The 12,742-nt window shown below is 35.1% G+C and carries 11 protein-coding genes; 4 read left to right on the forward strand and 7 right to left on the reverse strand.

Features of this window, described 5'->3' with window-relative positions:
* The first annotated feature begins 59 nt into the window (after nt 1-59).
* The gene (rpsG, locus tag ACQUQZ_RS22530; RefSeq protein ID WP_435357340.1) at nt 60-527 is read left to right on the forward strand and encodes a 30S ribosomal protein S7; all 468 of its coding nucleotides are present in this window, start codon (nt 60-62) and stop codon (nt 525-527) included.
* 150 nt (nt 528-677) lie between these two features.
* Here the strand turns inward: rpsG and ACQUQZ_RS22535 are convergent, their stop codons facing one another.
* The 3 genes from ACQUQZ_RS22535 to ACQUQZ_RS22545 all read right to left on the reverse strand — a co-directional run bounded on the left by ACQUQZ_RS22535 (nt 678) and on the right by ACQUQZ_RS22545 (nt 3,895).
* Nucleotides 678-1,460 carry a pentapeptide repeat-containing protein gene (locus tag ACQUQZ_RS22535; RefSeq protein WP_435357341.1) on the reverse strand — a complete coding sequence of 261 codons (783 nt, stop codon included), beginning with the start codon at nt 1,458-1,460 and terminating at the stop codon, nt 678-680.
* Nucleotides 1,461-1,516: 56 nt separating this feature from the next.
* The gene (locus tag ACQUQZ_RS22540; RefSeq protein ID WP_435357342.1) at nt 1,517-2,554 is read right to left on the reverse strand and encodes a DUF4097 family beta strand repeat-containing protein; all 1,038 of its coding nucleotides are present in this window, start codon (nt 2,552-2,554) and stop codon (nt 1,517-1,519) included.
* Between the two features lie 111 nt (nt 2,555-2,665).
* Entirely contained in the window at nt 2,666-3,895 is a 1,230-nt protein-coding gene (locus ACQUQZ_RS22545; RefSeq protein ID WP_435357343.1) for an alkaline phosphatase family protein, read from the reverse strand.
* A gap of 198 nt (nt 3,896-4,093) precedes the next feature.
* Between ACQUQZ_RS22545 and ACQUQZ_RS22550 the strand changes: the two genes are divergently transcribed.
* Complete coding sequence (locus ACQUQZ_RS22550; protein WP_435357344.1) at nt 4,094-4,738, forward strand: response regulator; 645 nt, start codon at nt 4,094-4,096, stop codon at nt 4,736-4,738.
* On the opposite strand, the gene ACQUQZ_RS22555 is transcribed toward ACQUQZ_RS22550, so the two are convergent.
* A complete protein-coding gene (locus ACQUQZ_RS22555) occupies nt 4,735-6,552 on the reverse strand; it encodes a sensor histidine kinase (RefSeq protein ID WP_435357345.1) in 1,818 nt (605 codons plus the stop codon). The two genes, ACQUQZ_RS22550 and ACQUQZ_RS22555, sit on opposite strands and share 4 nt — an antisense overlap.
* A 179-nt stretch (nt 6,553-6,731) precedes the next feature.
* On the opposite strand from ACQUQZ_RS22555, the gene ACQUQZ_RS22560 reads away from it, so the two are divergent.
* Nucleotides 6,732-8,816: a WD40/YVTN/BNR-like repeat-containing protein gene (locus ACQUQZ_RS22560; RefSeq protein ID WP_435357346.1), complete on the forward strand. Its 2,085-nt coding sequence runs from the start codon at nt 6,732-6,734 to the stop codon at nt 8,814-8,816.
* A gap of 72 nt (nt 8,817-8,888) precedes the next feature.
* Here the strand turns inward: ACQUQZ_RS22560 and ACQUQZ_RS22565 are convergent, their stop codons facing one another.
* Nucleotides 8,889-9,506 carry a hypothetical protein gene (locus tag ACQUQZ_RS22565; RefSeq protein WP_435357347.1) on the reverse strand — a complete coding sequence of 206 codons (618 nt, stop codon included), beginning with the start codon at nt 9,504-9,506 and terminating at the stop codon, nt 8,889-8,891.
* Nucleotides 9,507-9,518: 12 nt separating this feature from the next.
* Nucleotides 9,519-10,022 (reverse strand): DUF2911 domain-containing protein, encoded by a 504-nt coding sequence (locus ACQUQZ_RS22570; protein ID WP_435357348.1) that lies wholly within the window; start codon nt 10,020-10,022, stop codon nt 9,519-9,521.
* Nucleotides 10,023-10,141: 119 nt separating this feature from the next.
* Between ACQUQZ_RS22570 and ACQUQZ_RS22575 the strand changes: the two genes are divergently transcribed.
* Complete coding sequence (locus ACQUQZ_RS22575) at nt 10,142-11,377, forward strand: hypothetical protein (RefSeq protein WP_435357349.1); 1,236 nt, start codon at nt 10,142-10,144, stop codon at nt 11,375-11,377.
* Between the two features lie 42 nt (nt 11,378-11,419).
* Here ACQUQZ_RS22575 and ACQUQZ_RS22580 read toward each other — a convergent pair whose 3' ends face one another.
* Nucleotides 11,420-12,631 (reverse strand): serine hydrolase domain-containing protein, encoded by a 1,212-nt coding sequence (locus ACQUQZ_RS22580; protein WP_435357350.1) that lies wholly within the window; start codon nt 12,629-12,631, stop codon nt 11,420-11,422.
* Nucleotides 12,632-12,742 lie beyond the last annotated feature (111 nt).

A 12,742-nucleotide genomic window follows, 5' to 3' on the forward strand; every position in this document is an offset into this window, starting at 1 on the left:
TCTCGAACAGTTCGAGGTGAATTAGTTTTCTAAAAACGAAACCTTATTTATTTAAGAAAATGAGAAAATCAAAACCAAAAAAGCGTTACGTGCTTCCTGATCCAAAGTTCAGAGATGTAACTGTAACCAAATTTGTAAATAACTTAATGTATGACGGGAAGAAAAGTACCTCGTACAGCATATTCTACGGTGCTTTAGAATTAGTTGAAGCTCGTACAAAAGACAATGGTTTAGAGCTTTGGAAAAAAGCTTTGGCTAACGTTATGCCAACAGTAGAGGTAAAAAGCCGTCGTGTGGGTGGAGCAACGTTCCAAGTACCACAAGAAGTACGTGCTGACCGTAAGCAGTCAGTAGGTATGAAATGGTTGATTAGCTATGCACGTAAACGTGGCGAAAAAACGATGACTGAGCGTTTGGCAGGTGAAATTATCGCCGCAGCTAAAGGTGAAGGTGCAGCAGTGAAGAAAAAAGATGATACGCACAGAATGGCAGAAGCTAACAAAGCATTCTCGCACTTTAGATTCTAAAATAGTCGACAGTCCACGGACAACAGTCGATAGTTTTAATAATCATCAAAATATAAAAAAACCGCAAAAGCTTTTCAGTTTTTGCGGTTTTTTGTTTTTATCGGCAAACAAAACCTGCAAGGTCTTTTCAGACCTTACAGGTTTTAGACGCTAACGATTGATATATTTTTTACCATTAGAATATTTAAAATCAACCCCATTACTAAACTTTGTATTATCAAAATTAGTATCATCTTTAAAATCAGCATATTTAAAATCAGCTTGATTCTTAAAAGTTGAACTTTTGAATGTCACACGGTCATTGAAATTGCTGTATTTGAAGTCGGCATAATCATTGAAACGAACAGCGAAGAAATCGGCATCTTGCTTAAACTTTGAATATTTAAAATTGGCATATTCATTGAAATCGCATTTGGCAAAATTGATTTCTTGATTGAAATCGGCATATTTAAAATTAGCACTTTGGGCAAATTTTGTTCCTGAAAATGAGGCTTTCTCAGCAAAATCCGAATACTTAAATTCACTTTTTCCTTGAAAAGTACAGTTTTCAAAGATTACACTTTTCTCAAAATCAGTTGTATAGGTTGTCCCATCGCCGATACTCCAACTGATATTTCCGTTGCCCAGCTTTCTATTTTTTTCTTCTTCAATATTTTTGTAAGCAATAAAATTGCCTTTAAAAACACAATTTTTGAAAGAAACAGGCACTTCTACGTTACTTTTGAATTCTTCGTAATCAGACTTGATTCGTTTGATACGTTTTTTATTAGAAAGTTCGGTTAAATCCAAATCTCCAACAATTGTAGCATCTTGATAATCAACCGATTGTCCTTTATCAATCGCATCAAAGATAACTTTTGCAGAAATCTCTTTTTGAGCTGACACTTTCGTTCCTACGAAAGCACAGAGCATTATTATTAAAATCTTTTTCATCGTTTTAAGTAAATTTCTTTTTTCTATTGACTGGGCGGCATTCAGCCATCAACTAACTATTCATTGATGTAAATACCACCAGAGTTTGCATCCATTGATACTGCAACCCCACCACCATTAACTGAGCCTCTTACTCGGTCTTTTTCAACTCTGCCACTAAAATTTTTCAATTCAGGTATTCTTACACGGCTTCCATCTAAGTCCAAGTCCATTCCTTTGTCCATTGGCATTCTTACATGAATACTTCCTGCACTGGTCGAAAGAGAAAGGTATTTTCCGAGTGATTTTATATCGGCATCAATACCACCGCCCGAAGTTGAGGCTTTGATACTTGCCATCATATCTTCCAAATGAATCGAGCCACCCGACGTTGAAGTAACAAAATCGCCTTTGATATTCTCAGCCCTTACACCACCGCCACTGGTGGTAGCTTTTATAATGCCATCTAAGTTTTTAAGTACAAGTCCACCACCAGATGTACTGAGATGAATGTCTCCTTTGCAATCATCAGCATCAATGCCACCGCCACTTGTCGAAACATCAATCATATCACGACAACCATTGATATGAATACCGCCCCCTGATGTGCGTCCTTTCACATTTCCACCTAAATCTTGTAGTCGCAAACCGCCACCACTGGTAGTGAAATTCAAATTTCCTGTAAGGTTTTTAAGTGTAATACCACCACCGCTGGTTACTAAATCTGTCGAAATTTTTTCAGGAGAATAAATTTTAAATGAAATACTCAAGCCATTTCTCCAATTACCCCAATCGTTCTCATTTTTGCGTTTGGCAATACAATTAATGGTTTCTCCATCTTTTTTTACGCTTAATTCATAATCTTTCAAACGGTCTTCAATTTCTTCTTTGCTGAGTTTTGTAATACCATTATTTCCTTTTACATAAATCTCCACACGAGCTTCATCGCCTGCCATGCCCGTAACAGCAATACCTCCCCCTGAAGTACGGACATATAGATTCTTCATTTCTGAAGATTTGTAAGTTTTTACGAAGTAAGGTGTTTCTTTGTCTTGAGCAAAAGTAGTGTTGGTAAGTAATAGGCCTAAAACGAATAGTGAGAATAGCTTTTTCATAATTGATTGTTGTTAAGATGTCATAATTCTATGTAAACAACAATAAGATGCAGAATTCTATATCAGCGTTGCAAAAAGTAAAGAATAATTTTTAGCAAGACGCTTTTTCGTCTATTTCTCCAAAATAATCCAACGATTTAATATATTATATGGCATTTCTATGACAATTTTATAAAAAGAAGAAGGTATTTTACTCACATCAATCGTAGTTTTTTCAGACTCAACAGCGACTTCGTTCATCAATTGATATTTATCTTTTTCTCCAGTTTTAAAGTTGTTGGTTGTTGTTAACCAGATTTTGGCTTTTCCTTTCTTGTCAATAGCTTTCCATGACAAATCAATTTTCCCATCTTTAAATGTAGCTTTAGGTAAAATAGCTGAAGTTTTACCAGTCAATGAAACACCATCTATTTCAAATAATTGTTCACGAGGCAATGAAACCTTCAAAAAAGAAGCAATTGAAGGCATAATATCAACAATAGCTGGTTGGTTTTGGTGAAAATAGGTATTCAAATCTTTGGTATTTGTTACAATCCAAGTGGAACGTTCTCTGTCAGATTGACCACCATGACCTTTTCCTGTTTTGGCATCACGACCATGGTCAGTTGTAATATAGATTACCCAATCTTCTTTAAACTTATCTTGACGATATTTGATGGCTTGCCAGATTTTCCCAATCTGCTTATCCATTGTTTCGATGGCTGCATGAAACTCAGGGCTATCGCCGTACTTGTGTCCCATGTCGTCAGTAAATTCCAAATAAACCCAACTTAAATCTGGTGCATCATTTTTGATAGATTTTGCAGCAGCTTCAGTTACTTGTTCGTCAATCAAATGGATATATTTACTTTGTTTATCATGCGGATAGCGAGTTGTATCAAGCTCTAAACCATCAAAATGATAATCAGTCACAATTTTTCCAGTTTGGGGTAAGTTATCACCTACGAGTTTTGTACGATTATCAAGCCATGTAGAAAAAATGGCGGTTTTCTTTTGTGGATATTGTTCTTTAAAAAATCGAAAAATTGTCCAATAGTGATAATTAGGAGCTTTGATGTCATTTCCCCAAACATTGTGTTTATTTACCCAAGTGCCTGTCAATAAACTATTATAGCCTACTGCTGAAATTGTAGGTGTTTGAGAATACCCATTTTTCTCGCCACCTACATAAGCACGAGTATAAGCCCCTATATGAGCAATAGAATCAAGTGTAGGTTTGTTGATTTTTTCAATTACATCGGCTGGGATTCCATCGACAATAATAAAAACAGCCTTTTTCTTAACCTGAGCAGAAGCATTTAAAGCGAAAAAGACAAGAATTGAAAGAAATAATTTGTTCATTGTTTATGGAGAATATACTGTGTTATTATCTGCAAATATACATATACACATTTGCTCGTAGTGTGAAATATTTGTTAAATTAGTAAACAATCCTTTTGTAGTAACGAGTAACTTAAAATAATATTTATAAATTAATATCCTCATTTAAAGCTGATTTCTTGATGGTTTTTAATATTTTTATCAAAAATATCTTATTTAATGCGAATCCTGATTGCAGATGACCATGAAATCTTTTTAGATAGCCTTTCGCTATTAATTGCTACTTTTCCAGATGTAGAGGTGATAGGGAATTGCAAAAATGCTTCAGAAGCAATTCATTTTATTGAAAATAATGAGATTGATTTATTAATTACCGACTATAAAATGCCTCAAATGACTGGCACCGAACTAACCATATTTATTCGTCAGCATTATCCAGCAATCAAAGTTTTGATGCTTTCAGTATCGGAAGAAGCTGAGATGATTAGAGAAGCGTTTCAAGCGGGTGTGTGGGGGTATATGATGAAACGAGCAGGTAAGGCTGAACTACAAAAAGCGATACAGATAATTAGCAATGGACAAAAATATTTTAGTGAGTCTGTTGTATTAGAATTAATGCGTTTAGGTTTAACTGACAATATTCCAAGGGAAGAAATAAGCCAAGAACTAAGTCAACTTACTGAAAGAGAAATTGAGATTATTAGACTGATAACGAAGGAGTTATCTTCGCAAGAAATTGCCAAAAAGTTATTTATTGCCCCAAAAACAGTTGAAACTCATCGCCATAATATTTTAAAAAAACTGGCTGTAAAAAACACAGTTGGCATTATAAAATATGCGATCAAAAATGGCATTGTGGATTAAATGGGTATGCTCATTAATACATTCGTTCCTTCATCGCTTTCAATTTTGATGTTTCCTCTTAATGATTCGATCCTGGAACGAATATTCTTTAAGCCTAAATTATCAAAGCTAAATGCTTGATTATCAAATCCTTTTCCATTGTCTTTTACTGAAATTTTTAATACTTTTTCATCCTCTATAATCGAAATCATAGCATTTTCGGCGTGGGCATGTTTCAGCGTATTATTGACTAATTCAAGAATAATGCTGTAAATTTCATATTCCAGTCTTGCAGGAAAACGCTTTTGATGAGTCTGAATCTTAAAATCGAAGTGTGTTTTACCTATTAAATTGAGTTTTTTTACAAGATTTTCAATGGCTGTACCTAAACCATTTATCTCTAATTCTTCGGGTAATAAATTATGTGAAACCAAACGAATATCTGTGTAAACTTCTTCAATAAACCCTAAAGTAGCGTTATAATTAACCCTATCTTTTTCCGTAAAATGCTCATTTTCAAGCAATTCCACTCGCATTTTTACGCCCAAGATTTTGTTTGAAATATTATCATGCAATTCCGAAGCCATGCGTTTGCGTTCCATCGTTTGCCCTTGCAGCAATGCTTTTTGAATTTCTTCGTTTTTCTTTTTCAGTTTTTGGTTATTCCAAAAAATATAACCAATTATACCCAAGCCTAATAACCCAGCCAATAAAAGAAAGTTGCGAGTTTGCGTAAGTTGTTGATTTTCAAGATTTTGTATTCTATTTTTTTGTTTTTCATCTTCGTACTTTAGTTGCAAATCTAAAAATTTACTCATCGTTTCTTTGGTCTGTTCTTCTTGGTCATAAGCTTGCACTTTTTCAAAATACATTAATGCTTCCATTGGCTTTCCTAAGTTTTTATATGCTTGATAAAAAATCTTATTTAGGATATAATCAAAATTAGGAAGTTTTAAACTTTTGAGAGCTTGTTGCCCTATTTTAGCTTCTACGAGGGCATTTTGATACGCCTTTTTTTCGATGTAATAATTACCCAAATATAGCCCATTTGCTGCCAAAAGGTATTTTTCCATACCATCTTTTCGGGGGTGCTGACAAATTTCTTTTGTTTGATTAATTAAATAAATACCCTCTTTTTGTTTCCCCAAATAGAGTAAATTCAGTCCTTCAGCCCATTTACCTGCTTGGTAATAATAGAAATATTTTTCGGGGTTAGTTTGGGTTATTTTCCACGAATTAATGGCACATTTTTTTGCTTCTTCAAAGTTTTTGTGTTTTATATAATATTGCATCAAACACAAATTCATATTGGCAATTTGAATGGGATTTGCCTGTTTTTTTGCCAAAGCCAAGCCATCTGTTAAATAGTTTAAATATTTTCTCTCTGTGGCATCATCAGCCAAAGGTTTTACTAATAAGAAATTAGTAATAATAACCGCTAAACCAGAAAAGGCTGTAGCATACATTTTTTCGTTACAGAATTGCTTAAATAACCAAGCGGCAGCCTCGATTTCTTTAAAAGCTAATGTAGTAAACCCTTTAAAATGATAATTTCTGCTAATCGCTAAATGACTGTATGCTATGCTTTGTTGCCAAGTAGAAACTTTAGCAAACTTACTCAACGAATCCGTCCATGTTTGCCGAAGGCCTGGTTCTGCTAAAGAAATTGAGCTACAGATTTCGTACATAGTCGTTGTCAGAAGTGAATCTCGTTCTATCGAAAATGAACGTGCAGATTGCCGACTCAATACATTTTTGAGGCTATCTAATTTTGGCGACTGAGCCCAAATGTTAGTTGGCAGTATCAAGAGCAGTATGAGTATTGTTCTTCTCATTTTATACAAAATAATAGTCGAATGTAGGGGTATTTTGCAGAATTTTCCAAATTTTCAATAAAAATACAGATTTACCACTAAGCCTACTAAGGGTTTTTACTTAGATAAAATACAGACTTCTCCCGATTTACATTTGATTTTTTTACAAGGAAATTTGTGATGTATAAAAACATTTCTCCATGAAAAAGATACTCTTTTTGCTCATTTTTATTTCAATCCATTATAATCTATTCGCCCAAACAGCTACTTGGCAAAATCCTCTACCACAAGGAAATAAATTAAATGATGTTTATTTTATTGATACAAACGTTGGTTGGGCTGTTGGCGATGGTGGCGTTATTCTGAAGACCTCTAATGGTGGAACAAGTTGGTCGGTAACAAATCATACATCTTGTATCGGTTTAAATAAAGTTTTCTTTGTCAGTAACTTGGTCGGCTGGGCAGTTGGTTTTTATGGGACAATTATAAAAACTACCGACGGAGGGCAAACTTGGGTAGTACAAAATTCAGGAATACAAACCAATCTTTTTGGAATACAGTTTATAAATGCTTCTAACGGTATAGCAGTTGGTGATCTTGGAGTTACATTACGCACGAGCAACGGCGGAGCCACTTGGACGCTTGGTGGTTCGGTTAGCTTAAACCCAATATTAAATGATTTATATTCGGATAATTCAGGAAACTCATGGGTTGTAGGCACTGCTGGGCGAATTGCGAAATCAACCGATGGGGGTACTACATGGGAGGATATGGTAAGTGGTACTAACGTTACTTTGAAAGCCATCCAATTTAAAACCTCCTTGATAGGCTGGGCAGTAGGAAATTTGGGAGTGATTTTAAAAAGCGTAGATGGCGGAGCAACATGGACAAACTCAAATGTTGGTATTTCGAATGCTTATAATTTTGCAGATGTTACTTTTTTAGACCAAACCAATGGTTTTGCCTTAGATTTTAAGGGATTTATCTTTAAAACTACTAATGGTGGGGCTAATTGGAACATTGTGTTAAACGGAAATCTCTCATCGACTATTACTATTTTGGGAGCGGTTTCACTTCAAAATATAAATAATATTATTGCCGTAGGTAATCGTGGAAATATTCAGAAGAGTACCGATGCTGGAGTATCGTGGACTTCTATCTCTTCGGGTGTATCGATTAATAACACCAGTAGCTCTGTATTTTTTGTTGATGCCAACAATGGATGGGTTGTAAGTAGAGGGTCAACTAACGAAAAAGTATTGAAAACTACCAACGGTGGAAATACATGGACAACTAAATTGAGTAATGCGAACCTTCAACTCAATAAAGCTTTTTTTATAAACTCTACCACAGGTTGGGTTGTGGGGGATAATGGGGTTTCGGCTAATGGTAAAGTTTTTAAAACTATTGATGGCGGTGAAAATTGGTTCGAACAATCCCTTGTTGGTTCTTCAGTTGTGTCTTTATACGATATTCACTTTATCAATCCTACGACTGGCGTGATAGTCGGAGCAGGCGGAAAAATATTTTCCACTACCGATGGCGGAAGCACTTGGAATAGCCAGTCAAGTGGCATCACAGACCATATTTATTCAGTCTTTTTCTTAGATGCAAATACAACTTGGTGTACGGGTGCCAACGGGAAAATTCTGAAATCTACGAATGGTGGTATCAATTGGTCACAACAAACAAGTGGTATCGCCTCAAATATTAGGGATATATTTTTTTTAGATGCAAACAATGGATATGCAGTTACCGAAAATGGCAATTTCTTGAAAACAACTAATGGCGGTACTTCATGGACATCTCAAAATTTAGGTCCAAGTAGTATAGGTGGTACAATTACATTACTTAACATCAAATTTTTTGATACAAACAATGGTATTGCTCTTGGTTTTGATTATTTGAGGGGCATTTATTTTACAACAAACAATGGTGGTACAACCTGGACACCTAAATATATACCAATGCTAGGCGGTTTATCTCCAACAACTTCATTTATCAAAGATTATTTTGTTTTGAATCAAAGCACGTTTTTTATGACAGGAAATTTTAGCTCGATTCTTAAATATGGGATTACAAATTGCCCCAATACACTCACACCAACTGGCCCAATCACGAGTAATCAGAAAGCTGCCAATAGTGTTAGTACCACTGGCACAAATGCTATTCCTAATGCCTCAAATGTGATTTATCAAGGCGGAAATTTTGTGCAACTCAATGCTGGTTTTTCGGCTGTAAGCGGCAGTGTTTTTACAGCCAGAATCTTAGGAAATTGTCAATAACTAAAAATAACAAACAGCTAAAATAAAAAAGCCAATACCAAGAATCACCTATGGCATTGACTTTTCTCGATATCAAAAAAACTTTAAATTAGCAAAATCTCCATTAGAACTATCGCCCACCCATAGTCCAATTTTACCTGATTTTACATTTGGGTTGAGTGTTGGTACATCTAAACATGGTGTAGTAGCATTATTAACGAATACTTTTATTCGACCATTGCGAACTTCTACTTTTGCATGAAACCAATCGGTGGCTTGCACATTAGCAGGCTGAATTTCTTTCTCAAACTCACCGTTTCGGGTTTCACGCAACATTTTCCAAGCATATTTTGGGTGAGAAATATACTGTACCGCATGTATGTGTCGCACAGGGTCAGTAGTTTGAAAATTGAACGGGCGAAAGTAAATGGCCTCATAAGTGCTATCGTTTTGCCCATGAAAAGCCACGCCAATAAAACTTCTTTGTAGTTCGTCTCTTCCTTTGGCATCAAACTCAATTGTTCCCTCCGCAAATGTTTTACCATTTAACCACGCCAAGCCTTCTAATTTTGCTTCGCTAAATCGAATGATTGATTTCCCATTTTCACTCACTGTCGAAATGCTTCGATTGAAAACTGTAAAGTCAGAAACCTGCGTTTGAGCCATTAATCGACTTGATAATAGCCATGTAATAATGATAGCTTTTTTCATAATTTGAGTAATTTATTTTATTTTAAAACTGGCTGTTGCATTCTCCCAAGTCAATGAAACCACGCCTTTGTCAGATATTTCATAGGTCAATTTTTCTGTGAATGCTTTGGCTTTCTTTACGGGTACATTTACTCGCAATACATCTTCTTCTTGTTTGTAGCTGAACGCTCCCCATTTGATGGTTTTGTTGAAAATGATAGTCCACTCTTTTTCGTTTGGAATTACAAAAAAAGCGTATTTCCCAGCAGCTAATTTTTTCCCTTCCACCGTTGCATCAGCCGATAATGTAAAAGCAGTTGTTTCATTGGCTCCCGCACGCCATACTTTTCCATAAGGTTCGAGCTTACCCCAAATTTCACGACCTTTGACCGATGGCTGGCTGTAGTCGATTGTAATAGTTTTGCCGTTTATGGTAGCTGTTGCTTGAGCTGGTGGGCTTGGACGACTCGCTTTGTCTTGGGCAGAAAGATTAAACACCACAAATAATAAAGCAATAAAAAAAACAGTTCTTTTCATTTTAGTATATAATTTTGGTTTGTAAATATTTTGAACAAGCCAAAGTTGCGAAATTTATCAAAACTAAGCTTTTTCAAACCTTATTCAAGTTTGTTCAAATCATAACATACTGATTTTCAATGACTGACGAGCGTATCTACATAGAACAATGCAAAGAATTGATTGAGTCTCAATTGTCTTGGGGCAAAAGTGCCACATGGCAAAATCAAGATTTTGAGGAATTGAGCGAACGAATTTTCGAGAAAACGAAAGTCTCACTTAGCAGCAGTACACTCAAACGAATTTGGGGAAAAGTAAAATACGATAGCTCGCCCAATTTGGCTACGCTCAATGCTTTGGCTCAGTTTGTGGGTTATGAAAGTTGGAGAGAATTTAGAAACAACGGAGGCGAAAAAAAGAAAGGTTTCGACGACGAAATTATTATCAAAATCAAACCTAAAAGTATTTTTAAAAAATTTCAATGGTCGTTTTTAATTGTTTTTTGTTTGGGCCTAATAGGTATTTTATGGGCATTTCAAAGACAAGAAAAAAAACTCGAATTCAGCAATATTCATTTCACAAGTAAGTCCGTAACATTGGGTGTACCCAATACCGTTATTTTTGAATACAATGCTGTCAATTCTAATGCCGACTCGGTATTTATTCAACAAAGTTGGGACCCAAAACGCCGTTATAAAGTTGATAAAAACCTCCACGAATATACCAGCACCTATTACACACCAGGATATTTTAGAGCTAAATTGATTTTGAATGATTCGATTGTAAAAGACCATGATTTATTCATAGAATCAGATGGGTGGTTAGGTACGCTCGAAACAGAAAAAATACCAATTTATTTCCATAAAAATCAGATTCAAAAAGGCAATGTTGTTGGTATCAGTGAGGCAGATTTACGCAGTCAAAATATAGATTTACAAACCGAAAATATTTGGACAGATTTACATAATATTTCTACAAAAAATGTGGTCAATAGCAATGCTTTTGTGATGGAAACTGAACTGCGAAATACTTTTTCGAGAAGTAGTGGGGTTTGTAAGCAAAGTCGAATTTTATTGTTAGGTTCGGAGGGAATCATTGCCATTCCATTGAGTATTAAGGGTTGTGTGGGAGAATTAAAAATGACAATTGCTGATGAAGAAATCAATGGTAAAACACATAATTTATCAGCTTTTGGAGTAGATTACAGCACTTGGGTAAAAGTAAAATGCGTAGCCAAAAATCAGAAGATACAGATTTACATCAATGATGTACTTGCATACCAGAGTGATTATACAAAAAACATAGGCAAAATTGTAGGTACTCGTATACGCTTTATGGGTACTGGTGAAGTGAAACGTTTTGAATTAAAGCTATAAAAAAAGAGGCCATAAGCCTCTTTCAGTCTTAAATATCTTTGTTTATTCATCCAAAATACTCTCTTCCATTGTAGAGCTACGGTTGCCTCCGTGCATGATTTCGATGAGACTTTTTACATTATAAACTGAGCGATTGTAGCGATTATTGACTAAAATAATAACAAAATCTTCTCGTGGGTCGAAAAACATGATGGTATTATAACCTTTCCACCAGCCTGTATGATAGACGTATTCAGTCTGTTGTTTTGAATCGACCCAAAGACGAAAACCATAACCATAATTTCGTAGTCCAGGAAACTCAAAGCTACGTGGTGTAATCATTTCTCGAAAAGATTCTTTATTAATAATGGTATTGTTTTTCAAAGCTTTATACCAATTAAACAAATCTCCCACAGTTGAGTAAACCCCTTTATCTCCTGTAATATCATCATAATAATCTTTCGGTAAACGTTGCCCAAACTGGTAGCCAAAAGTTCGATTGATATTAATTGAGTCATTCTTGGTAGTCACAATAAATGAGTTTTTCATACCTGCTGGTTTGAAAAGGTTCTCTCTCATATATTCATCGAAAGGTTTGCCTGAAACCTTTTCTACAAGTGCTGCCAAAATAGCAAAGTTTGTATTATTATAGCCAAAATAATGGTCTGGCTGATTAAACATTTTAGGCGTTGGCTGTGTAGTAGCAAACCATTCCATCATTTGCTGATTGGTTGGATAAACTTTATTTTCTCGAACAACCTTATCGAAAGTATATTGATAGAATGGCAAACCCGAACGATGACAAAGCAAACTTCGAATCGTAATGCCATCATAAGGAAAATTTGTAAAATAGTCTTTTACGGTATTGTCTAAGCCTATTTTACCTTGCTCAGCAAGCTTCATTATGGCAACTGCCGTAAATGTTTTTGAAAGAGAAGCTAATTGAAATTTTGATTGGAGATTGTTTCTGATGGTATCTTTAAAATCAGCAAAACCATAGCTTTTTTGGTAAATAATTACTCCTTTTTGGGCAATTAGTACATTACCATTAAATCCTTCTGTGATTTTTTTCTGAATAACCTGCTCAATTAGAGCTGCTTTTTGGTCAGCATTTATTTCTTTTCTGATGCGTGCTTCTTCTTTCTTTAAAGCAACACTATCAACCTCAGTAATACCCGAAGAAGACGTTTTTTTACAAGAAAAAGTAAGTAAACAACAGAAGAAAAGTAAAATATAGCAAAAACTATGTAGGGAAAAGTAATTTCTTAATTTCATAATAATATCATCTCACAATACTCGTCGCTACGAATACTTCATATCCGTAGCGACGAGTATTCTTAATTCTTAACGCTCAATTCTAAATTACCATTCGCCATTGCGATATTT

This window comes from Emticicia sp. SJ17W-69, assembly GCF_051209875.1.
Lineage (GTDB): Bacteria > Bacteroidota > Bacteroidia > Cytophagales > Spirosomataceae > Emticicia.